Below are 21,505 nucleotides of genomic sequence, written 5' to 3' on the forward strand. Positions count from 1 at the left end.
CACTGGTAACCATGGCCCAGCAGACCCGCAGCGACATCCGTAACGTCGCCATCGTCGCCCACGTCGACCACGGCAAGACCACTCTCGTAGACAAAATGCTCTGGCAGGCCGGTGCCTTCGGTGAGCACCAGCACGTCGACGAGCGAGCGATGGACTCCGGTGACCTGGAGCGCGAGAAGGGCATCACGATCCTCGCGAAGAACACCGCGATCCACTACTCCGGTCCCGCTGCCAAGGAAGCCGGGCTCGACGACGGCCTGACCATCAACATCATCGACACCCCCGGGCACGCCGACTTCGGTGGCGAGGTGGAGCGCGGCCTGTCGATGGTCGACGGTGTCGTGCTCCTGGTCGACGCCTCCGAGGGCCCGTTGCCGCAGACCCGCTTCGTGCTGCGCAAGGCGCTCGCGGCCAAGATGCCGGTCATCTTGTGCATCAACAAGGTCGACCGCCCCGACTCCCGGATCGCCGAGGTCGTCGACGAGGCCTACGAACTGTTCATGGACCTCGACGCCACCGAGGAGCAGATCGACTTCCCGATCGTCTACGCCTCCGCCAAGGCCGGTCGTGCCTCGCTGGAGCGTCCGGGCAACGGTGAACTGCCCGAGGGCGAAGACCTGACGGCGTTGTTCAAGACCATCCTGGAGACGATCCCGGCTCCGACGTACGACGATGAGGCACCGCTGCAGGCGCACGTCACCAACCTGGACTCCTCCAACTTCCTGGGTCGCCTGGCCCTGCTGCGCGTCTTCAACGGCGAGATCGCCAAAGGCCAGACGGTCACTTGGTGCCGGCACGACGGCACTCAGCAGAAGGTGAAGATCACCGAGTTGCTGATGACCGAGGCGCTGGAGCGCAAACCGGCGGAGAAGGCCGGCCCGGGCGACATCATCGCCGTCGCCGGTATCCCCGAAATCACCATCGGCGAGACCTTGGCGGATGCGGACAACCCGATCCCGCTGCCGTTGATCACGGTCGACGAACCTGCCATCTCGATGGTGATCGGCACCAACACCAGCCCGATGGTCGGCCGGGTCCGCGGGTCCAAAGTGACCGCCCGCCTGGTCAAGGACCGCCTCGACCGCGAACTCATCGGCAACGTGTCCCTGCGGATCGTCAACACCGAACGCCCCGACGCCTGGGAGGTGCAGGGCCGTGGCGAGTTGGCGCTGGCCATCCTGGTGGAGCAGATGCGCCGGGAAGGCTACGAACTCACGATCGGTAAGCCGCAGGTGGTCACCAAGGAGATCGACGGCAAACTGCACGAGCCGATCGAGCGCCTGACCATCGACACCCCCGAGGAGTTCCTCGGCGCGATCACCCAGATCCTGGCCGCGCGCAAGGGCCGCATGGAGCAGATGACCAACCACGGCACCGGCTGGATCCGGATGGAGTTCGTCGTGCCGTCCCGTGGCCTCATCGGCTTCCGCACCGAATTCCTTACGGAGACAAGGGGAGCGGGCATTGCCCACCACGTCTTCGACGGTTACGAGCCGTGGTTCGGACCGATCTCCACCCGCACCAGCGGCTCGCTGGTGTCCGACCGCTCCGGTGCGGTCACGGCGTACGCCATGGTCAACCTGCAGGAGCGCGGCACGCTCTTCGTGGAGCCGACCACCGAGGTCTACGAAGGCATGATCGTGGGCGAGAACTCCCGCGCCGACGACATGGACGTCAACATCACCAAGGAGAAGAAGCTCACCAACGTGCGCGCCTCCTCCGCGGACAACTTCGAGAAGGTCGTCCCGCCGCGCAAGCTGAGCCTCGAGCAGTCGCTGGAGTTCTGCCGCGAGGACGAGTGCGTCGAGGTCACCCCCGAAGCCGTCCGGATCCGCAAGGTGCACCTGTCGGCGACCGAGCGAGCCCGAGCGGCGGCCCGCGCCAAGCGCTGATGACCCGGCTGCTCTTCGTCCACGCGCACCCCGACGACGAAACGTTGTGGAACGGCGTCACCATCGCCCACCACGCGCTCGCCGGGGACGACGTGCACGTCGCCACGTGCACGCTGGGCGAGGAGGGCGAGGTCATCCCGCCGGAGTTGAAGCACCTGGAGGGCAGCGCGGAGTTGGCCGACGTACGCCGATCCGAACTCGCCGGGGCCCTGAAGGTTCTCGGCGCGACCGGCCACGTGCTGGGGTTCCGGGACTCGGGGATGGCCGGTAGCCCGGCCGCCGCCGACCCGCGGGCCTTGGTGAAGAATGTGCCGGCCGCCACCGCCGCGCTGCACCGGTTGATCCAGGACTTGCAACCCGATGTCCTGGTGACCTATGAGCAGTACGGCGGGTACGGGCACCCGGACCACATCGCTACTCATCGGCTGACGATGGCGGCCGCCGACCAGCTACCCGTGTGGCAGACCGTGGTCCCGCAGTCGTGGGCCCGGCAGGACCGGGCGTGGGTGGCGCAACAGGCCCTCGCGCCGGGGCTGCGACCGGTTGCCGCGGACGCACCCTGGGATCCGTCGGTCGTCGCCGACGACACGGTCAGCCATCGGGTCGTCGATGAGGTGGCGGGCGGCGTACGGGCAACGGCACTGACCCACCACCGCACCCAGGTGAGCGTCCACGACGGGTATTTCGCCCTCTCGAACAACGTTGCCCTGCGGTTGGGGGATCGGGAAGCGTTCGTGTCGTGAGCGGCGTGGATCCGGACTTCTACCGGCGGGTGATGGGCCGGTTCGCAACCGGGGTCACGATCGTGACCACGCGGACCGGTGACATCGAGCACGCGATGACCGCCAACGCGGTCGTCTCACTCTCGCTGGACCCGGTCCTGCTGGGGGTGAGTATCGAAGTCGACGCCCGCTTCCACGATGCAGTCCTGGAGGCCGGTGTCTGGGGCATCAGCATCCTGCCGTCGTCGGCGACCGGAACGGCGCAATGGCTGGCCACGCGCGGCCGACCGCTGCACAACCAACTGGCCCGCATTCCGCATGTCAGCGGACTCACAGGTGTCGCTCTGCTCAGTGGGGCGCTGGCGCACGTTGAATGTGAGACCACCGACACGCTGCGCACAGGCGACCACACATTGCTGGTCGGGCACGTAGTCTCTGTGGCTACCGGCGACGACCAGAGTGCAGCGCTGGTCTATTACCGGGGACAGTTTGGAGCGTTGCAGTGAAGACGGCAGGCAAGGTCGTCGCGGGGACGACGGCCGGCGCCGTGATCCTGCTCGGCGGGTACGGCGGGCTGGCGGCGTTGCGCGCCGACACCATCCCAGCGGGTACCACCATCGACGGCACACCGGTCGGCGGGCTCTCGCTGGCCGAAGCCACCACGAAGGTGCAGACCGCATCGAAGCAGACGCTGGCGAAGCCGATCACCATCAGCACCGATGCAGGCAACCTGCAGATCGTCCCGGCCGACTCGGGGATCTCGCTGGACACGGGTGCCGCGCTCACGGACCTGACCGGGTTCACCCTGAGCCCCGCAGAGGTGTTCCAGCGCTACACCGGAGGCGGTCCGAAGCGCACCGTCCACCCGGTCATCGACCTGGCCGCCCTGCAACAGGCGGTCGCCGCGGCCGGCGAAAAAATCAAGGGTGCCGCCGTCAACCCGACCGTCAAGTTCGTCCAGGGCGCCGTGCAGGTCACCGACGGCAAACCCGGCACGGGTGTGGACGCCGCTGCCGTCGCCCGGCAGATCGCCGCCGGGTGGCCCACGACGACCACCTTCAAGGCCACCTTGCAGCAGACCGAGCCGGAGGTGAGCCAACAGGACGTGCAGACCTACCTGGACACCTTCGCCAACAAGGCGATGGCCGACCCCATCACGGTGCAGGTGCACAACCAGAAGGTCAGCCTCTCCACGACGACCGTCTCGGACATCCTGTCGACCACGGTCAAGGACGGGAAGCTGGCGCCGGTGGTCGACGAGACGGCCCTGGACGAGGCGTTGAGCGACACCGCGGGTTCGCTGGTGAAGGCACCTCAGGCGGCCAAGATCATCCAGGCCGCGGACGGCAAGCGGACGGTCGTCCCAGGCAGCGACGGCTACAGCGTGGTGACGAAGGGCGCTGGCGCCAAACTGCTTGCGGCGATCACCTCTGCCGACCGCACGATGACCCTCGACACCACTGTCGTGAAGGCATCTCCGGACACCACCACCGCGAATTCGGTTGGCACCCAGCTCATGTCGGAGTTCGTGTCCAAGTTCCCGACCGGCGCCTCCAACGCAGCGCGCACCCACAACATCAAGACGGCGCTGGCGAAGATGAACGGCGTCGTCGTGCAACCCGGTGAGCAGTTCAGCCTGCTCAAGACGCTGATGCCGATCGATGCCGCGGCCGGTTACGTCAAGGCGCCGGTGCTCTCCGGCGGTGTCGACGTGCTCGGTATGGGCGGCGGCATCAGCCAGACCTCCACCACGCTCTACAACGCGGTCTTCTTCGCCGGGATGCAGTTGGACGAGCACAAGGCGCATTCGTTCTGGATCTCCCGCTATCCGATGGGCCGGGAGGCCACGCTGTCGATCCCGTCGATCGACAACAAGTGGACCAACGACTCCGGTCACCCGGTCCTCATCCAGGCCGGCATCGAGGGTCACTCCGCGGTGATCCGGCTCTACGGCACCAAGGCGTTCACCGTGACCTCGACGACGAGCGCGCCGTTCAACATCACTGCGCCGAAGGTGCAGTACATCGCCACGGCCGGCTGCATCAACCAGCCCGCAGTCAACGGATTCGACGTGACGGTGACCCGAGTGGTGAAGAACCTGGCCGGACAGATCGTGAAGAACGAGAGGCTCACCACCCACTACCAGCCGGCCGACCAGGTCATCTGCACGGGGCAGACCGCCGATACCTCCCAGGTGCCGACCAGCACCGCCAAGGGCAGCGACTAACCTTCTCCACGTGAGTGTTCCCGGCGATGTGCTCGCCGCCCTGCAGCGTGCCGGAGTGCGGGACGTGCGGGCCGACACCACCACTCGGGCGGTGTATTCCACGGACGCCTCGCTCTATCGGGTGGTGCCGCAGGTCGTGGTCTTCCCGCACGACGCCGACGAGGTCGCTGCCACCCTGGCGGCCTGCCGCAGCGAAGGTGTCCCGCTGACCGCCCGCGGTGCAGGCACCTCGGTGGCCGGCAACGCGATCGGGCCGGGCGTCGTACTCGACTTCAGCCGGTACATGAACAAGGTGCTGTCGGTCTCGCCCGATCCGGTCGCCGGTGGTGCAGGCAGTGCCGTGGTGCAACCCGGCGTCGTGCACGCGGCGCTGCAGAAGCAGGTGACCGCCCAGGGCCTGCGCTTCGGGCCGGATCCGTCCTCGCACACCCGATGCACCATCGGCGGAATGATCGGCAACAACGCCTGCGGCAACCGGGCGCTGGCCTACGGCAAGACCTCCGACAACGTCCTGGCGATGACGTCGCTGCTGGCTGACGGAACCTCGTTGCGTACGGCGAGTGGCTCGTCCGTGCCGTCCCTTCCCCTGCTGGATGACCTGCGTGGTGTCGTGGGTGACAACCTGGCCACGATCCGCACCGAGTTCGGCCGGTTCGGCCGTCAGGTGTCCGGCTACGCAGCGCAGGATCTGTTGCCGGAGAACGGTTTTGACGTCACCCGCTTCTTGGTCGGTAGTGAAGCCACGCTGGCCATCTGCACCGAAGCCACGGTGCGACTGGTGAAGGACCCGGCCTACCGCGTGCTGGTTGCCCTTGGCTATCCCGACATCGCGGCAGCCGGGGACGCCGCCCCGGCTGTGTTGCAGTTCGCACCCACGGCCATCGAAGGTATCGATCAGCGCGTCGTGCAGACCCTCACCGAGCGACGCGGCCCGGGCGCCGTGCCTGCGCTGCCGGCCGGAGCGGCCTGGCTGTTCGTGGAGATCAGCGGGGACGACCTGGACGAGGTGCTCTCGCGGGCGGGCACGGCGGCGACCGGTAGTGGGGCGATCGACGGGCTGGTCGTCTCCGATCCCGCCACGGCAGCCGCTTTGTGGCGGGTCCGTGAGGACGGCGCCGGGCTGGCCGGACGCAGCCCGCGAGGTCGTCCGGCGCACGCCGGGTGGGAGGACGCAGCGGTGCCGCCGGAGCGGCTGGGTGACTACCTGCGTGACTTCGACGCGCTCCTGCTGCAGCACGACCTGACCGGCCTGCCGTACGGGCACTTCGGTGACGGATGCCTGCACATCAGGATCGACTTCCCGCTCGACCACCCAGGTGGCGCAACGGGTTTCGGTGACTTCCTGGACGAGTCAGCCGCGCTGGTGGCCTCCTACGGGGGCTCGCTGTCCGGCGAACACGGCGACGGCCGGGCCCGCAGCGGGCTGCTCCCAGCGATGTACTCCCCGTCCGCGATCGCCCTCTTCGGCGCGATCAAACGCGTGTGGGACCCTTCGGGGCTCTTGAATCCCGGGGTGCTGGTCGATCCGGATGCGCCTACCGACCAATTGCGGATCCCCGCGGCTCGGAAGCCGTTGGAGTTGCTGGCCCTTCGGTATCCGCACGACGACGGTGACTTCTCCCAGGCGGTGCATCGGTGCACCGGGGTCGGCAAGTGCCGCGCCGACAACGCTGGTGGCGTGATGTGCCCGTCCTACCTGGCCACCAGGGAGGAGAAGGACTCCACCCGTGGCCGGGCGCGCGCGCTGCAGGAGATGCTGAACGGCACCCTGGTGACCGGTGGCTGGCGCGCACCGGAGGTGCACGAGGCGCTGGATCTGTGCCTGTCCTGCAAAGGGTGCCTCTCGGACTGCCCAACCGGGATCGACATGGCCTCCTACAAGTCCGAGGTGCTGCATCAGTCGTACGCCGGTCGCCGGCGACCGATGTCCCATTACGTTCTCGGGCAACTACCCAAGTGGCTGCGGATGGGCGCCAGGATGCCGCGAGTGGTCAACGCGCTGCTGTCCGCAGGGGACAAGGCTTCGTTCACCAAGAAGCTGGTCGGCGTCGATCCGCGTCGCTCGCTGCCGGCGGTCGCGCCGCAGACCTTCCGGCAGTGGGCGGCATCGGCAGGTATAGGCACGCTGGGTTCGTCCGCTGCGCCGAACCAGGTTGCGCTGTTCGTGGACTCCTTCACCGACCACTTCGCTCCGCAGGTCGGTCAGGCAGCGGTGCGGGTGTTGCGGTCCGCCGGGTACGAGCCGGTGCTGTCAGCCCGCAACGGCTGTTGCGGGCTGACCTGGATCTCGACCGGTCAGCTCGATGCGGCCAAGAAAATCCTGGGTGGTTTGGTCGAGGACTTCGAACCCGCTGTGGCGCAAGGCATCCCGATCGTCGGCCTGGAACCTTCGTGCACGGGCGTCGTGCGTTCGGATGCTGCAGAGCTGCTGGGGACGCCGGAAGCGGCGTCGGTAGCTGCTGCGACCCGCACCCTGGCCGAATTGCTGACGGCAACCACCGGTTGGGAGCCGCCGTCATTGGAGGGCACCGCGGTCGTTGCACAACCGCACTGCCACCATCACGCGGTCATGGGCTGGTCGCCGGATGCGTCGCTGCTGGCCGCTGCCGGTGCCTCGGTGACCCGGCTGTCCGGATGCTGCGGCCTGGCGGGCAACTTCGGGGTGGAGAAGGGGCATTACGAGGTTTCGGTGGCCGTGGCTGAGCAGCAGCTGCTGCCGGCCCTGCGGTCGCAGGAAGATGCGGTCCTGCTTGCGGACGGCTTCTCCTGTCGCACCCAGGCCGACGACCTGCTGTCCCGTCAGGGTATCCACCTGGCCGAACTGCTGGACCCCGACCGTCCCTGACGACACGGGACGCAGCAGCGGGGTACTCGATCCGGACGGAGGGCCGATCCAGCCACGTGCCGCGGTTATGGCCGATGATGGGGCGATGGACGAGACCTCGAAGGAAGTTCACCAGCACATCGACGAGTTGGTGGCACGCGAGCACGCGCTGCGCGCTGCCCAGGTTGGCAAGGGATTGGACCCTGAGGAACAACGCGAGCTGAAGCACATCGAGGCGCAACTCGATCAGGCCTGGGATCTGTTGCGGCAGCGCAACGCCCTCGCCGAGCAGCACGAGAACCCGGATGCCGCCACCGAGCGACCCGTCGGTGAGGTCGAGGGCTACCTCAACTGATCGGTGGGCCGCAGGTAGTAGTACTCGTGGTGGCGGGCGTACCCCAGTGACTCATACAGGCGCACCGCCGCCACGTTGTCGGCGCTGACCTGCAGGTAGCTCAGCGAAACCCCACGATCCGCGGCTTCTGCGAAGGCGGCCTGCATCAGCGACCGCCCGATGCCGCCACGACGCTGATCCGGCGGCACGTGCACCGAGAACACTCCCATCCAGCCGTGTGCAAAGGCCAATCTCGCTACGCCCGTGGGTCGTTCGCGTTCCAGAGCGAGCGGGAAGGCCGAGGCGGGCACGAGATCGTTGATCCGCGTTGCCACCCTGCGGTGTTGCACTTCGCGTGGTGAAGACGCCGCCCACCAGCGCTCGTCGGAAGTCTCCAGCACGGCCACGGACGGCGGCCGCTGCGACAGTGGGACCGGTGCCGTCATCACCAGGGTCCGTTGGAAGACCCGCCAGCCACGGGCCACGAGGAGTGCACCCAGCGAATCGTCGACGGCGGGATCGAAACCCGAGGGTCCGAAAAGTTGCACCAACGGCGGCAGGCCGCGATCGGCGTACCACGATGTGACGTGGGGGAGCGGATCGGGCAGGTCCGAGGAGCCCAGGGGCAGAACGGAATTCGCCCGTCCGGTGTACCCGGCGGACGCGCGCAGCAGCCAGCGACCCTGCCACTGCGAGTCCAGCGGCGGCATCCCGGTCACCATGAGTTCCTGCAGTACGCCGACCGACAGGGCCAGGTGCGCAGCTCCCCTTCTGTGCGGGGCGGCTGGGAGCGGTTTGGCTGCGACGACCCGCGAGGTCTCGATGTCCACTCGGCCCCGCCGGGTCAGCACACTCACCGACGTGTCGGACACCGCCAGGACGGTCCCCACGGAGTCGGTGAGCATCGGTTCGCCGACCTCCAGGCGCCACCGCACGACCGCTCGTTCGCCGACGCGCAGGCGGTCCAGGTGCGCGGTCAGGTCAGGCTCACTAGGTGTAGTGCCCCGCCAGGTTGGGTACGCGGTCTGCGGGTGAGCCACCTTTGAGCGCGGTGTGTGCGCGGTGGTGATTGTAGATGTGCAGGAAGTCCTCGTACGCGGCGGCGCGTTCGGTCTCGCTGGTGTAGGGGCGGGCGTAGGCCCACTCCTCGGTCAGGGTCCGGTTGAACCGCTCGACTTTCCCGTTGGTTTTCGGGGTGTAGGGGCGGGTGCGTTTATGGGTGATCCCATGGTCCTGCAGCATGTTCCGGAATAGGTGGGAGCGGTAACAGGACCCGTTGTCGGTCATCACCCGGTCCGTGGTGATCCCGACCTGCGCGAAGTGCGCCACCGCCCGTTGCATGAACGCGGTCGCGGTCTCCTTCTTCTCATCGGCCAGGATCTCTGAGTAGGCGTACCGGGAGTGGTCATCGACCGCGTGGTGCAGGTAGGCATACCCCCGCCCACTGCTGGAGGTAGCACGGGAGTTAGCTTTCCCCGCAGCGCGGCCATGGACCCGGTGTCCACCCCCATCGGGGATGCGGCCCAGCTTCTTGATGTCCACGTGGACCAAATCACCCGGGGCGTCGCGTTCGTAGCGCACCACCTTTCGACGACCGGCCCGTACCGGGGCACCAGTGGCCGGGTCCGTCCAGGACAACCGAAGACACCGGTACCGGGTCAGGATGCGGTGCACCGTGGCCGGATTCATCCCCAGGTGGTAGGCGATCCGGGCCGGCCCCCACCGCCGCGAAACCCGTAACCCCAGGACTCGCCGTTCCCGGCGCCTACTGGTGCGGTGCGGACATGACTGGGGCCGGCTGGGACGATCGCACATCCCCGCCGCACCATGCTGGCGGTACCGGGCCGCCCAGCGGTGCGCGGTGGTGACCGAGACCCCGAACCGGTCTGCGGCCCGCCGCAACGGCCACCCATCGTCCACCACGCACCGCGCCAGGCGCAGGCGACCAGTCGCAGAAAGCGGGGCATTAGCGTGGACCATGAGGACCTCCGGGTTTGGGGATGTGTTTGCTTCGTCGCTTCACACCTCACCCGGAGGTCTTCCTCAAGTCACGCCGACAGGCCGAGAACCGTTCCTAACGTCCCGGGGCAGTACAACTAGGGGGAGTGGTCATCGCTTCGGCATACTAGGCAAGTCAGTCACCCAGCCCGGAAGGACCTCCACCGACATGACCTATGTCATCGCGCTGCCTTGCGTCGACGTCAAGGACAAGGCGTGCATCGAAGAGTGTCCGGTCGACTGCATCTACGAAGGCGAGCGATCGCTCTACATCCACCCCGACGAATGCGTCGACTGCGGTGCCTGCGAGCCGGTCTGCCCGGTCGAGGCCATCTACTACGAGGACGACGTTCCCGAGGAGTGGGCCGACTACTACAAGGCCAACGTCGAGTTCTTCGACGACCTGGGCAGCCCCGGCGGCGCCGCGAAGATGGGCGTCATCGCCAAGGACCACCCGATCATCGCCGCACTGCCGCCCCAGGGCGAATGAGCCGCGGGGCGAAGCTGCCTGACTTTCCGTGGGATTCGCTCGCGGAGGCCAAGGCGATCGCCTCTGCCCACCCGGGCGGCATCGTCGATCTGTCGGTGGGCACCCCGGTTGACCCGACGCCCGAGCTGATCCAGCACGCCCTACAGGCGGCCTCCGACGCGCACGGCTACCCCCAGGTGTGGGGGACTCCCGACCTGCGCGAAGCGATCGCGGCGTGGTTCGCGCGGCGGCGGGGCGCGACGTACGTCGATCCGGACGGGGTCATGCCCACGATCGGCAGCAAGGAGCTGGTCGCCTGGTTGCCCACGTTGCTCGGGCTCGGCCCGGGTGACGAGGTGGGGTTCCCCGCGGTGGCCTACCCGACGTACGACGTGGGCGCACGGCTGGCCGGCGCCATCCCGAAGCCGGCGCAGGGTCTGCTCGAATACGGTCCGAAGCCGCCGAAACTGTTGTGGCTGAACACCCCCAGCAACCCCACGGGGGCCGTCCTGGGGCTGGAGCACCTCAAGAAGGTCGTGGACTGGGCGCGCCAGCATGGCGTGATCGTGGCCAGCGACGAGTGCTACGCGCAACTGTCCTGGACCTCCGACGAACCGACGCCGAGCCTGCTGGACGACCGGGTGACCGGGGGCGACCTCACCGGGCTGCTCGCGGTCTACTCGATGTCCAAGCAGAGCAACCTCGCCGGTTACCGCGCGGCCTTCGTCGCGGGCGACATCGCGTTGGTGCGGCAGTTGGTCGAGATCCGCAAACACGCGGGGATGATCGTGCCGTGGCCGATCCAGCGAGCGCTGTTGGCGGCCGTGGGCGACGACGAGCACGTCGCGGTCCAAAAGAGCAGGTACGCCGATCGCCGGACCGTCCTGCGCACCGCCCTGCAGGCCGCGGGTTGGCGGATCGAGCACTCCGATGCGGGTCTGTACTTATGGACCACGCGCGACGAACCCTGCCGGGATAGCGTCGCGGCACTGGCGCAGCGCGGCATCCTGGTTGCCCCCGGTGACTTCTACGGCGCGGCTGATGCGCGACACGTGCGCATCGCGCTGACCGCGACCGACGAGCGGATCGGGGCAGCGGTCGAACGCCTCGGGTCGGCCGACCGTCACGAAGTGTGATGATGATCACGTCGTCGGGGGCCCACAGACGGCGTCTGCTTTCACAGACTGTCAAACCAGCCACTTCCTTGACGATGGACCCGTGACGGGCCACCTAGAACTGTGGAGTAACGTCGAATCAGAAACATCCGGCTACGACTAAGGCTCAGGGCGCCATCGCGCGCTGAGCTTCTTCAGGTCCAAGGAAGGACTGTGCATCCATGACCGATCAGGCCACCTTCGAAGCCGGGGGCAAGACCCTCGAGTTCGCCCTCAACGAAGCCACCGAAGGCAACGGGGGATACGACATCTCCGCGCTGCTGAAGGAGACCGGCAACGCGACGCTGGACATCGGCTTCGTCAACACCGCGTCCTGCAAGTCGGCGATCACCTACATCGACGGCGACGCGGGCATCCTGCGGTACCGCGGGTATCCGATCGACCAGTTGGCCGAGAACTCCTCCTTCCTGGAGACCTCCTACCTGCTGATCTACGGTGAGCTGCCCAGCGCCGAGCAGCTCGAGGAGTTCACCACCAAGATCCAGCGACACACGTTGCTGGATGAGAACCTCAAGGACCTGCTCGCCGCCTTCCCGCGCGATGCGCACCCGATGTCGGTGCTGTCGGCGGCGGTGTCCGCGCTGGGCACGTTCTACCAGGACAGCCTCTCGATCACCGACCAGGAGCAGATCGAGCTGTCCACCATCCGCCTGCTGGCCAAGCTGCCCACCATCGCGGCCTACGCCCAGAAGAAGCAGCAGGGCCAGCCGACGCTCTACCCGGACAACTCGCTGAGCTACACCGACAACTTCCTGCGGATGACGTTCGGTTTCCCCACCGAGGACTACGTGGTGGACCCGGCCGTCTCTCGTGCGCTGGACCGGCTGTTCATCCTGCACGCCGACCACGAGCAGAACTGTTCGACGTCCACGGTGCGCCTCGTCGGCTCCGGCCACGCGAACCTGTTCGCCTCGATCTCGGCCGGTATCCACGCGTTGTCCGGCCCGCTGCACGGCGGTGCGAACGCTGCGGTGCTGGAGATGCTCGAGACCATCGAGAACGACTACGACGGTGACGTCGACAAGTTCGTCGAGAAGGTCAAGAACAAGGAAGACGGCGTCAAGCTGATGGGCTTCGGCCACCGGGTCTACAAGAACTACGACCCGCGCGCCGCCATCGTCAAGAAGTCCGCCGACGAGGTCCTGGAGAAGCTCGGCGTCGATGACCCCAAGCTGCACATGGCGATGCGACTGGAAGAGATCGCGCTGAAGGACGACTACTTCGTCTCCCGCAAGCTCTACCCGAACGTCGACTTCTACACCGGCATCATCTACAAGGCGATGGGCTTCCCCACGGAGATGTTCACCGTGCTGTTCGCCATCGGCCGGCTGCCCGGCTGGATCGCCCAGTGGCGCGAGATGATGTCCGACCCGGCCACTAAGATCGGCCGTCCGCGTCAGGTCTACATCGGCGAGACCGAGCGCAAGTACGTCGCTGCTGACGAGCGCTGATCCGTAACTGAACGAGGAAGCGGCCCTGGGACTGTGGTCCCGGGGCCGCTTCGTTTGCCGCTCAGAAGTCGATGCGGACCACGGTGCTGCCGGACGTCGGCTGCTCCGCGTCGTGCCACACCAGCCCGTCCTCGCCGCGCAACCGCTGCCACTGCCGACTACCGACCGTGACCATGGTGACCTTGTCCGAATCGGCATGGGTCACAGCCCAGTTCGCAACGGCGCGCGCTTCCTGCTCGGACTTCGCCGACACCGTGATCGAGGACCCGGACACCGTGCCCCGCACCCCGCTCTGCGCCGTGAGCTTCGCGGCGGTCGCTGCCGGATCCGCCGTTCCGGTGACCGCATCCAACCGGCAGCCGACCCCTTCAGTCACCTGACCGGACAGCGCCGTCGCCAGCGTCCGGCCCTGGTCGACGTGCTCGTCGTAGGCGTCGGGGAAGCCGCTCTTTTGCACCGACTGTGCGACGTCGCCGACCGAATCAGTCTGCCAGTCGGGCACTTTCAGCATCGCCGAGTAGAACTTGTCGCTCGAGTAGACCGGGTCGAGGATCTGCGCGGAGGTACCCCAACCCATCGACGGGCGTTGCTGGAACAGGCCAAGGGAGTCCCGGTCGCCGTACGTCAGATTGCGCAGTTTTGACTCCTGGATCGCCGTCGTGAGGGCGATCGTCGCGGCGTGGTCGGGCAAGCCGCGTTTGAGGGTGCCGACGACGGTGATGGTCGAGGCGTTGGCCGCCTGTTCGGGGGTCCACTCGGACACGAAGGTGTCCGCGCGCACCTGACAGGTCGGACTGCCCCAGTTGTCGCGGGTGTGCTCATAGAACCGCCACCCGCCGTACCCCAGTCCGGCGATCAGGGCCAACGGCAGCAGGCAACCCAGAGCGCGCCGGACCGGGTGCCGGCGGTGCTCCTCGTCGTAGAAGTCGTGGTCGTCGAACGCCTCGACGCCACGCGGGTCCTCAGTTGGCGTGGAGGGCATCGTTGAGCGTGATCCCCGTGCCCTTGCGGGACTTCGCCAGCACGACGCCGGTCGTGGAGTCGCGGATGAACAGCAGACCGGGCTGCCCGGACAACTCGCGGGCCTTCACGACCTGCCCGTCGGGCAGCGTGACCTTGGTGCCGGCCGTGACGTAGAGCCCGGCCTCGACCACGCTGTCGTCGCCAAGGCTGATGCCGACGCCCGCTTCGGCCCCGATCAGGCAGCGCTGCCCGATGACGACGCGTTCGGTCCCGCCGCCGGAGAGGGTGCCCATGATCGAGGCGCCGCCACCCACGTCGGAGCCGTCACCGACGACGACGCCCTGGGAGATGCGGCCCTCGACCATGGAGGTGCCCAAGGTGCCGGCGTTGAAGTTGCAGAACCCCTCGTGCATGACCGTCGTGCCGGGCGCCAGGTGCGCGCCCAGGCGCACCCGGTCGGCATCGGCGATCCGCACACCGGCGGGCACGACGTAGTCGGTCATCCGCGGGAATTTGTCGACGCCGAAGACCGCGACCGGACCGTCCAGCAGCATCCGCAGCCGCGTCGCCTCGAACCCCTCCACCGCGCAGGGGCCGCGGTTGGTCCACACCACGTTCGTCAGTACGCCGAAGAGCCCGTCCAGGTTGATCGAATTCGGCAGCACCAACCGGTGGGACAGCAGGTGCAACCGCAAGTAGGCGTCCGGGACGTCCGCGGGCGCCGCGTCCAGGTCGATGCTCACCTGCCGGACCACTCGACGTACGCCGCGGGCAGGGTCCTCGTCCGCCAACGCCGCCAGGTCGGCCGGGGCCGCATACGGGTCATCCGCCGGGGCCTGCTCCAGGGCCGGGCTCGGGAACCACGCGTCGAGCGCCTGCCCCTCATCGGTCAGGGTGATCAGGCCGTATCCCCACGCCGGTCGCTGCGTCATGGCCCCAAGGGTAGGCGACCACGATGGGCGAGGTCCTACCGTCCCACGGCAAGATGGGGGTATGGCTCACCTCGATCTGCACCAGGACGTCGTGGCGCTGACGGCCGCGCTCTGCGACGTGCCGTCCGTCAGCAAGGACGAGGGCGAACTCGCCGACGCCATCGAAGCGGCCCTCACACCGCTGACCCATCTGCAGGTGGTGCGCGACGGCAACACCATCGTGGCCCGCACCGATCTGGGCCGCGCGGAGCGGGTGATCCTGGCCGGGCACATCGACACCGTGCCGATCACCGACCCCCCCAACGTCCCCAGCCAGCGGATCGGCGGCCGGTTGCTCGGCCGGGGCAGCACCGACATGAAGGGCGGCGTCGCGGTGCAGATGGCGCTCGCGGCCAGCCTGCTCGAACCCAGTCGGGACATCACCTACGTCTTCTACGACTGCGAGGAGATCGAGGATCAGTTCAACGGTCTCGGCCGCCTCGCCAGGACCCAGCCCGGTCTGCTCGCCGCCGACTTCGCGGTCCTGCTGGAGCCCACCGACGGCGGGATCGAAGGCGGCTGCAAAGGCACGCTGCGCGTCGACGTCACGGCCAAGGGCATCTCGGCGCACTCGGCGCGACCGTGGAACGGGCACAACGCGATTCACGAGGCGGGCGCGATCCTCGGCCGCCTGTCGGCCTATCAGCCGGCGACCGTGAACGTCGACGGTCTGGACTATCACGAGGCCCTCAACGCCGTCGGTATCGCCGGCGGGATCGCCGGCAACGTGATCCCGGACAAATGTGTGGTCACCGTGAACTACCGCTTCGCCCCCAACAAGAGCGCCGCCGAGGCGTTCGAACACGTGCAGCAGGTCTTCAGCGGCTATGTCATCGAGCTCACCGACGCCGCGGACGGTGCCCGCCCGGGGCTGGACAAACCGGCAGCCCAGGCATTCGTCGCGGCGCTCGGACTGCCCGTGATCGCCAAGGAGGGCTGGACCGACGTGGCCCGGCTGTCGGCCCTCGGGGTGCCGGCGGTGAACTTCGGCCCAGGCGACCCGAATCTGGCGCACACCGACGACGAATGGTGCGACGAGACCCAGATCACGGATGCGTTGGACGCCCTCACACGTTGGTTACGCTAGTTGGGTGTTTGTTTTCCTGATCGTCCTGCTGGTGCTGGTCATCGGCCTGGTCGTCGCGGGTGTGGTCGGGATGTACGGCGGCCACCTGGATCCGCCGGTGCGCACCAGCCCGTTCGAGGAACTGCCGCCGACCGTGCGCCCAGGCGACGTCGATGGACTGCGGTTCGACCAGACGCTGCGCGGCTACCGGATGGGCCAGGTCGACGACACCCTTGACCGGTTGCGTGACGCGTTGGCGGACAAGGACCGGCAGCTGGCCGAGCAGAGTGCCCGGATCGCCGAGCTCACCGGGCAGCGGCTGGACAGCCTCACCGACGGCCCCGGGCCGGCGTGACCTCGGTCACCGTCCGTTCGCACAGCGCTGCGGACCCCGCCCGGCTGTGGCGCGCCGCCAGCGAATTCGCCCGCCACTCGGCGTACTTCCCGTTCACGACGGTCACGGTCACCAGCGGGACGGGCGAGCAGGTCGGGGACACGATCCTCGGACTGACCCGGATCGGGCCGCTCACCCTGGCCGACCCAATGACCATCACGACGTACGACGAGCCGCACGGTTACGCCGTACGCAAGACCGGGTCGGTGCTGACCGGGCAGGTTCAGGTGCAGGTGCGCCCGGACGGTACCGGCAGTGCGGTCGTGTGGACCGCCGACGTCGCCCCGGCCTGGCGCTGGGCGCGGATCGCCGGACCGGTCAACACGCTGATCTCGCGGGCGGTCTACAGCCACGCCGTGAACGCAATGGCCCGCACCGCGGAGTCACTCGATGGGTGACGCGGTGCGGGGCGCGGACGGCAAGGCGCGCTGCCCCTGGGGAGCCGCCCCGGACTACGTGGCCTATCACGACCAGGAATGGGGCCACCCGGTGCGCGAGGAGGCCGCGTTGCTGGAACGCATCACCCTCGAGGCGTTCCAGTCGGGGCTTTCCTGGCTGACCATCCTGCGCAAGCGGCCCGCCTTCCGGGTTGCGTTCGCTGATTTCGACCCGGACGCGGTCGCCGCCTTCACCGACGCCGACCGGGAGCGGCTGATGGCGGACGCCGGGATCGTGCGCAACCGTCGCAAGGTCGACGCCGCGATCGCCAATGCCAAGGCCACCGTCGCCCTGCGCGCCGACGGGGGATTGGTCGAGTTGTTCTGGTCCTTCCAGCCTTCGCCGGTAACCCGGCCGCAGAACCTCGCCGCCGTGCCCGCCGCCACGCCGGAATCGGTCGCGCTGGCCAAAGCCCTGCGCGCGAGCGGGTTCGAGCACATCGGGCCGACCACGATGTACGCCGCGATGCAAGCCTGCGGGGTCGTCACCGATCATCTGGTCGACTGTGATTTCGGCGGTGCGGCATGACCACGGTGACCACGTCCCCGGCGGTGGTGCGGGACACGTGGTGGCAGCGGCTGGCCGCGCAGCGACTGGTCTGGGCGGTGCTCGGGGTCTACTTGCTCGCGCGGGCCTTCAGTGCGGCCCTGCTGATGTGGATCGCCAGCCAGCAGGATCTGAGCACGATGCCCGGGGCCAACGGCGCGACCGGGCACGCGTCGTACTGGGACATCACCCACATCTGGGACGGTGACTGGTACCGCACCATCGCCGAGCACGGCTACCCCACGCAGTTGCCCCGGGACGAGTCCGGCACGGTGCAACAGAACCCGTGGGCGTTCTTCCCCGCGTTCCCCGTGCTGGTGCGCGGCATCATGACCATCACCGGTGGCAGCTTCGAGGTCGTGGCACCGACGCTCTCCCTGCTGCTCGGCACCGCGGCCGCCCTGCTGATGATCCCGCTGCTGCGCCCGCGGATCGGAAGCACCGCGACGCTGTGCACGATCGCGGTCTACGCCACCTTGCCGATGTCGCCGGTGCTGCAGCTGGCCTACACCGAGTCCCTGGCCATGCTGCTGTTGGTCGGATTCCTGCTCGCGGTCAGCCGCGAGGACTGGGCGATCGCCGGACTGGTCGCGCTGGCTTTCGGGTTCGCCCGCCCGATCGCACCGCCGCTGGGACTGGTCGCGCTGGTCGCGGTGATCTGGCGGTGGCGGGCGCGCCGGGACCGACCGATCCCCGGGACCGAGTGGGCCGGGATGGCTTTCCTGTTGGTCAGCTGCGGCGTCTCCGCGGTGCTGTGGCCGACGATCGCGGGGTTGGTCACGGGCGAATCGGACGCCTACGCGCTCACCCAATCCGCGTGGCGGGCCAGCCGGTCGGTCGAGTTCTTCGCACCGTGGTTCACCAACCTGCGGTACTTCTTCGGTGCGTGGACGCCGCTGTGGGTGCTCACCATGATCGCCGTGGTGGTGGTGTCGATCATCGGACCCTGGGCGTCGGCGCTGGGGCCGGTGCTGCGGGCGTGGGTCGCGGCGTACGCCTTCTACCTGGTGGCCGTCGTGGACGCCTGGACCAGCACCTACCGGTACGCGATCTTCCTGTTCCCGATCATCGTGGTGTGGATCGGTGCCGGCTGGAAAGACCGCGACGCCCGCGTGCTGATGCGCACGCGGACGGTCGCGTTGGTCGTGCTCGGACTGGGCTGGCAGGTGTGGTGGTGCTGGACTCTCATGCACGTCCCGTCGCTGCCGTGGAACCCGATCTGAGCTTTGAACCTCAGCCCTGCTGCGGCGGTTGGTACGGCTGCTGCGGGGGAGCCTGGTAGGGCTGTTCCTGGGCCGGCGGCTGCTGCGGCAACTGGTACTGCGGCGGCTCGGCCGCCTCGATCTGCGCCGGGGCCGGGGCGTCCGGTACGGAGGTGGCTGGAGCGGGAGCCGCCGCGGGCGCGGAGTCCTCGCTCGACGTACTCGGACGGGCCGGATTGGGATCTATCGAGGTGCGGGCAACGGCCTCCGCGTCGGCGACCGCCTTGGCGACGGCCGGGTCGCGCTGGGTCTTGAACCAGTCGGCGACGTTGTCCTCCTCGACCGGCGGCGGGTTGTCCGTGGACTCGTACCGGAACGCACCGTCGGGGCCCTGGGTGCCGAAGGACTTGGCGAAGCTCTGCAGCGCCGAGCCGAAGTCCGCGGGCAGCACCCACACCTTGTTGGCAGTGCCCTCGGCCATCTTGGGCAGGGTGTTGAGGTACTGGTAGGCCAGCAATTCCGGCGTGGGCTTGCTGGCCCGGATCGCCGCGAAGGTCTTCTCGATCGACTTGGCCTCACCCTGTGCCCGCAGGTAGGCGGCCGCCCGGTCACCCTCGGCGCGCAGGATCGCCGACTGTCGCTCACCCTCCGCGCCCAGGATCGCGGCCTGCTTGGCGCCTTCGGCGGCCAGGATCCGGCTCTGCTTGTCACCCTCGGCCGACTTGATCGCCGACTCCCGATGTCCTTCTGCCGCAAGGATGGTCGCGCGCTTCTCGCGGTCGGCCTTCATCTGCTTCTCCATCGACTCCTGGATGGAGGGCGGCGGGAAGATCGACTTCAACTCGACCCGGGCCACGCGCAGACCCCAGCGGCCGGTGGCCTCGTCGAGGACGCCACGCAACTGGCTGTTGATCCGCTCGCGGGAGGTCAACGTCTCCTCCAGCGTCATGCCGCCGACGACGTTGCGCAGCGTGGTGGTGGTCAACTGCTCGACACCGACGATGTAGTCGTTGATCTCGTAGACCGCGGCGCGGGGGTCAGTGACCTGGAAGTAGACGACCGTGTCGATCTGGACGGTCAGGTTGTCCTCGGTGATCACCGGCTGCGGCGGGAAGGAGACCACGCGCTCACGCAGGTCGACCTTGGCCCGGATCCGGTCGATGAACGGGATCAGGAAGGTCAGCTGCCCCGACACCGTCTTGGTGTAGCGGCCCAGCCGCTCGATCACGGCGGCCTCGGCCTGTGGCACCAGCGCCACGGATTTCGCGACGATGATGATCGCAAACAGCACGATCACGATCGCGACGATCAATGCAGCCATCTCAATCCACTCCTACTTCATTCCCCGATGGACCGGCCGCTAGTCGCGGCCGGCTGACGACGGCGGTGGCGCCGTCGATGCGTTCGACGATCACCTGCTCACCGCTAGTGAACGAATCGTCCGGATCGGCCGGTTCCGCGGACCAGACGTCGCCGTCGATGCGGATCTGGCCACCGGTGTTGCCGAAGGCGCCCAGGGTGGTGGCCGTGCGGCCGATCAGGGCATCGATGCCGGTGGGCACGATCGGGCCGTCGGTCATTTTGCGCTTGAGCACCGGGCGGACCCCCACGACCAACAACACGCTGATCAACGCGAAGACGAGCGCGGCCAGCCAGACCGGTGCGCCGAACACTGCCGCGACCGCAGCAGCGAGCGCGCCGCCACCGAGCATGAGCAGGAACAGATCGCCGCTCAGGGTTTCGCCCGCGATGAGCAGGAGACCCACCACCAGCCAGATCACCGCCGCCATGTTGTGAGTCTTTCACGCGCACGGTTACCTGCGGGTGGGGGTACTGGAGGCAGGATTTCGCCGCAGGCGCAGGAGGCTGCGATAATGGCGGGCAGTCCCGCGACACGGAAGGAAAACATCCATGGCGGCCATGAAGCCCCGCACCGGAGACGGACCCCTCGAGGTGACCAAGGAGGGTCGGAGCATCCTGCTGCGCATGCCGTTGGAAGGCGGTGGCCGGCTGGTCGTGGAGATGAACGCCGAGGAAGCTCAGGCGCTCGGCGACGCGATCAAGGGATGCCTCGGCTGAGGTCCCGCACTCTTTGACGACGAACGCCCCGGTCCCTTAAGGACCGGGGCGTTCGTCGTACGTGCAGGGTCAGGCGCGCTTAACGCAGACCAGCAGACCGTCGCCCACCGGCAGCAGCGCGGTCGCCAGGTCTTCGCGTTCCCGTAACTGCTTGCTCAGGTCGCGCAGCAGCACGGTCGTGTCGTCCCGCGCTGCGGGGTCGGCGACCTTGTCATGCCACAACATGTTGTCGATGGCCACCACGCCACCGGGACGGACGATCCGAAGGGCATGCTCGACGTACGCCGGGTATTGGCTTTTGGCGCCATCCACCAGCACCAGGTCGTAGGCCCCGTCCGCCAACCGCGGCAGCACGTCCAACGCGTTGCCGGTGATGGTGCGGGTCCGCGCGGGTGCGATACCGGCAGCCGCGTACGCCTGTTTCGCGGCGCGCTGGTGCTCGGCCTTGATGTCGATCGTGGTCAGGATGCCGTCGTCGGGCATCCCGGACAGCAACCACAGCCCGGACACGCCAGCGCCCGTTCCGATCTCGACAACGGTGCGCGCGGCGTTGGCAGCCGCCAGCACCTGCAAGGTGGCACCGGTGCCCGCACCGATCGGGGTGGCCCCCAACTGCTCACCGCGCTCGCGGGCCGCCGTGACCACCTCAGGCTCAGGGACGAAGTCCTCGGCGTAACTCTGACTGGCCGGCTTCAGGGTGTTCATCACCCCATCCTCACACCCAGGGTCGGCATCCGAAGAAAATAGCCGGAAC

22 protein-coding genes are annotated in these 21,505 nt (G+C 68.1%); 15 read left to right on the forward strand and 7 right to left on the reverse strand.

All coding sequences use genetic code 11. The features are described 5' to 3' along the window. The first annotated feature begins 11 nt into the window (after positions 1-11). From typA to DR843_RS01910, 6 genes are all read left to right on the forward strand, one after another. Positions 12-1,892 carry a translational GTPase TypA gene (gene typA / locus DR843_RS01885; protein ID WP_109683848.1) on the forward strand — a complete coding sequence of 627 codons (1,881 nt, stop codon included), beginning with the start codon at positions 12-14 and terminating at the stop codon, positions 1,890-1,892. After that, entirely contained in the window at positions 1,892-2,635 is a 744-nt protein-coding gene (locus tag DR843_RS01890) for a PIG-L family deacetylase (protein ID WP_245933937.1), read from the forward strand. The genes typA and DR843_RS01890 overlap by 1 nt, the downstream gene beginning before the upstream one ends. Beyond that, positions 2,632-3,120, forward strand: a complete 489-nt coding sequence (locus DR843_RS01895) for a flavin reductase family protein (protein WP_245933938.1) — start codon at positions 2,632-2,634, stop codon at positions 3,118-3,120. Before DR843_RS01890 ends, DR843_RS01895 begins: the two co-directional genes overlap by 4 nt. Then, positions 3,117-4,841, forward strand: coding sequence for a VanW family protein (locus tag DR843_RS01900; protein WP_109683849.1), 1,725 nt, complete (start codon positions 3,117-3,119; stop codon positions 4,839-4,841). The genes DR843_RS01895 and DR843_RS01900 overlap by 4 nt, the downstream gene beginning before the upstream one ends. 10 nt (positions 4,842-4,851) lie before the next feature. Next, the gene (locus DR843_RS01905; protein ID WP_109683850.1) at positions 4,852-7,686 is read left to right on the forward strand and encodes an FAD-binding and (Fe-S)-binding domain-containing protein; all 2,835 of its coding nucleotides are present in this window, start codon (positions 4,852-4,854) and stop codon (positions 7,684-7,686) included. Positions 7,687-7,771: 85 nt separating this feature from the next. Continuing rightward, positions 7,772-8,020 (forward strand): DUF2630 family protein, encoded by a 249-nt coding sequence (locus DR843_RS01910; RefSeq protein ID WP_109688323.1) that lies wholly within the window; start codon positions 7,772-7,774, stop codon positions 8,018-8,020. Here DR843_RS01910 and DR843_RS01915 read toward each other — a convergent pair. Further along, positions 8,008-9,039, reverse strand: a complete 1,032-nt coding sequence (locus DR843_RS01915) for a GNAT family N-acetyltransferase (protein WP_425451533.1) — start codon at positions 9,037-9,039, stop codon at positions 8,008-8,010. The two genes, DR843_RS01910 and DR843_RS01915, sit on opposite strands and share 13 nt — an antisense overlap. After that, positions 8,990-9,979, reverse strand: a complete 990-nt coding sequence (locus DR843_RS01920; protein ID WP_109683852.1) for an IS481 family transposase — start codon at positions 9,977-9,979, stop codon at positions 8,990-8,992. The genes DR843_RS01915 and DR843_RS01920 overlap by 50 nt, the downstream gene beginning before the upstream one ends. Positions 9,980-10,166: 187 nt before the next feature. Between DR843_RS01920 and fdxA the strand changes: the two genes are divergently transcribed. The 3 genes from fdxA (at position 10,167) to DR843_RS01935 (ending at position 13,092) form a co-directional block, all read left to right on the forward strand. After that, complete coding sequence (fdxA, locus tag DR843_RS01925) at positions 10,167-10,487, forward strand: ferredoxin (protein WP_109683853.1); 321 nt, start codon at positions 10,167-10,169, stop codon at positions 10,485-10,487. Further along, on the forward strand, positions 10,484-11,602 hold the full coding sequence (gene dapC / locus DR843_RS01930; protein ID WP_109683854.1) for a succinyldiaminopimelate transaminase: 1,119 nt from the start codon (positions 10,484-10,486) through the stop codon (positions 11,600-11,602). Before fdxA ends, dapC begins: the two co-directional genes overlap by 4 nt. Positions 11,603-11,802: 200 nt before the next feature. Next, complete coding sequence (locus DR843_RS01935) at positions 11,803-13,092, forward strand: citrate synthase (RefSeq protein WP_109683855.1); 1,290 nt, start codon at positions 11,803-11,805, stop codon at positions 13,090-13,092. A 61-nt stretch (positions 13,093-13,153) separates the two neighbouring features. Here the strand turns inward: DR843_RS01935 and DR843_RS01940 are convergent, their stop codons facing one another. Further along, complete coding sequence (locus DR843_RS01940) at positions 13,154-14,074, reverse strand: hypothetical protein (RefSeq protein ID WP_109683856.1); 921 nt, start codon at positions 14,072-14,074, stop codon at positions 13,154-13,156. Further along, complete coding sequence (dapD, locus tag DR843_RS01945) at positions 14,055-14,987, reverse strand: 2,3,4,5-tetrahydropyridine-2,6-dicarboxylate N-succinyltransferase (protein ID WP_109683857.1); 933 nt, start codon at positions 14,985-14,987, stop codon at positions 14,055-14,057. The genes DR843_RS01940 and dapD overlap by 20 nt, the downstream gene beginning before the upstream one ends. A gap of 61 nt (positions 14,988-15,048) precedes the next feature. Here dapD and dapE point away from each other — a divergent pair, with 61 nt between their 5' ends. The 5 genes from dapE to DR843_RS01970 are packed head-to-tail and all read left to right on the forward strand — an operon-like array spanning position 15,049 to position 18,693. After that, complete coding sequence (gene dapE / locus DR843_RS01950) at positions 15,049-16,113, forward strand: succinyl-diaminopimelate desuccinylase (protein ID WP_109683858.1); 1,065 nt, start codon at positions 15,049-15,051, stop codon at positions 16,111-16,113. A 4-nt stretch (positions 16,114-16,117) separates the two neighbouring features. Next, positions 16,118-16,447, forward strand: a complete 330-nt coding sequence (locus DR843_RS01955; RefSeq protein ID WP_245933939.1) for a DivIVA domain-containing protein — start codon at positions 16,118-16,120, stop codon at positions 16,445-16,447. Beyond that, positions 16,444-16,884, forward strand: coding sequence for an SRPBCC family protein (locus DR843_RS01960; RefSeq protein WP_109683860.1), 441 nt, complete (start codon positions 16,444-16,446; stop codon positions 16,882-16,884). Before DR843_RS01955 ends, DR843_RS01960 begins: the two co-directional genes overlap by 4 nt. Next, a complete protein-coding gene (locus DR843_RS01965; protein WP_109683861.1) occupies positions 16,877-17,452 on the forward strand; it encodes a DNA-3-methyladenine glycosylase I in 576 nt (191 codons plus the stop codon). The genes DR843_RS01960 and DR843_RS01965 overlap by 8 nt, the downstream gene beginning before the upstream one ends. Further along, positions 17,449-18,693 carry a hypothetical protein gene (locus tag DR843_RS01970; RefSeq protein ID WP_245933940.1) on the forward strand — a complete coding sequence of 415 codons (1,245 nt, stop codon included), beginning with the start codon at positions 17,449-17,451 and terminating at the stop codon, positions 18,691-18,693. The genes DR843_RS01965 and DR843_RS01970 overlap by 4 nt, the downstream gene beginning before the upstream one ends. Before the next feature lie 10 nt (positions 18,694-18,703). Here the strand turns inward: DR843_RS01970 and DR843_RS01975 are convergent, their stop codons facing one another. Together DR843_RS01975 and DR843_RS01980 are read right to left on the reverse strand one after the other, a co-directional pair. Further along, positions 18,704-19,993, reverse strand: coding sequence for an SPFH domain-containing protein (locus DR843_RS01975; protein ID WP_109683862.1), 1,290 nt, complete (start codon positions 19,991-19,993; stop codon positions 18,704-18,706). Position 19,994: 1 nt separating this feature from the next. Continuing rightward, positions 19,995-20,462 (reverse strand): NfeD family protein, encoded by a 468-nt coding sequence (locus DR843_RS01980; protein ID WP_109683863.1) that lies wholly within the window; start codon positions 20,460-20,462, stop codon positions 19,995-19,997. A 121-nt stretch (positions 20,463-20,583) separates the two neighbouring features. Between DR843_RS01980 and DR843_RS01985 the strand changes: the two genes are divergently transcribed. Beyond that, positions 20,584-20,751, forward strand: coding sequence for a DUF3117 domain-containing protein (locus DR843_RS01985; RefSeq protein WP_109683864.1), 168 nt, complete (start codon positions 20,584-20,586; stop codon positions 20,749-20,751). A 69-nt stretch (positions 20,752-20,820) separates the two neighbouring features. On the opposite strand, the gene DR843_RS01990 is transcribed toward DR843_RS01985, so the two are convergent. Continuing rightward, positions 20,821-21,456, reverse strand: a complete 636-nt coding sequence (locus tag DR843_RS01990; protein ID WP_109683865.1) for an O-methyltransferase — start codon at positions 21,454-21,456, stop codon at positions 20,821-20,823. Positions 21,457-21,505 lie beyond the last annotated feature (49 nt).

The organism is Branchiibius hedensis, assembly GCF_900108585.1.
Lineage (GTDB): Bacteria > Actinomycetota > Actinomycetes > Actinomycetales > Dermatophilaceae > Branchiibius > Branchiibius hedensis.

Coding starts and splice junctions, on each gene's coding strand:
- DR843_RS01910 (WP_109688323.1), top strand. CDS start 7,772: ATGGACGAGACCTCGAAGGAAGTTCACCAGCACATCGACGAGTTGGTG.
- typA (WP_109683848.1), top strand. CDS start 12: ATGGCCCAGCAGACCCGCAGCGACATCCGTAACGTCGCCATCGTCGCC.
- dapC (WP_109683854.1), top strand. CDS start 10,484: ATGAGCCGCGGGGCGAAGCTGCCTGACTTTCCGTGGGATTCGCTCGCG.
- DR843_RS01980 (WP_109683863.1), bottom strand. CDS start 20,462: ATGGCGGCGGTGATCTGGCTGGTGGTGGGTCTCCTGCTCATCGCGGGC.
- fdxA (WP_109683853.1), top strand. CDS start 10,167: ATGACCTATGTCATCGCGCTGCCTTGCGTCGACGTCAAGGACAAGGCG.
- DR843_RS01965 (WP_109683861.1), top strand. CDS start 16,877: ATGGGTGACGCGGTGCGGGGCGCGGACGGCAAGGCGCGCTGCCCCTGG.
- DR843_RS01940 (WP_109683856.1), bottom strand. CDS start 14,074: ATGCCCTCCACGCCAACTGAGGACCCGCGTGGCGTCGAGGCGTTCGAC.
- DR843_RS01935 (WP_109683855.1), top strand. CDS start 11,803: ATGACCGATCAGGCCACCTTCGAAGCCGGGGGCAAGACCCTCGAGTTC.
- DR843_RS01990 (WP_109683865.1), bottom strand. CDS start 21,456: ATGAACACCCTGAAGCCGGCCAGTCAGAGTTACGCCGAGGACTTCGTC.
- DR843_RS01920 (WP_109683852.1), bottom strand. CDS start 9,979: ATGGTCCACGCTAATGCCCCGCTTTCTGCGACTGGTCGCCTGCGCCTG.
- DR843_RS01970 (WP_245933940.1), top strand. CDS start 17,449: ATGACCACGGTGACCACGTCCCCGGCGGTGGTGCGGGACACGTGGTGG.
- DR843_RS01985 (WP_109683864.1), top strand. CDS start 20,584: ATGGCGGCCATGAAGCCCCGCACCGGAGACGGACCCCTCGAGGTGACC.
- dapD (WP_109683857.1), bottom strand. CDS start 14,987: ATGACGCAGCGACCGGCGTGGGGATACGGCCTGATCACCCTGACCGAT.
- dapE (WP_109683858.1), top strand. CDS start 15,049: ATGGCTCACCTCGATCTGCACCAGGACGTCGTGGCGCTGACGGCCGCG.
- DR843_RS01975 (WP_109683862.1), bottom strand. CDS start 19,993: ATGGCTGCATTGATCGTCGCGATCGTGATCGTGCTGTTTGCGATCATC.
- DR843_RS01890 (WP_245933937.1), top strand. CDS start 1,892: ATGACCCGGCTGCTCTTCGTCCACGCGCACCCCGACGACGAAACGTTG.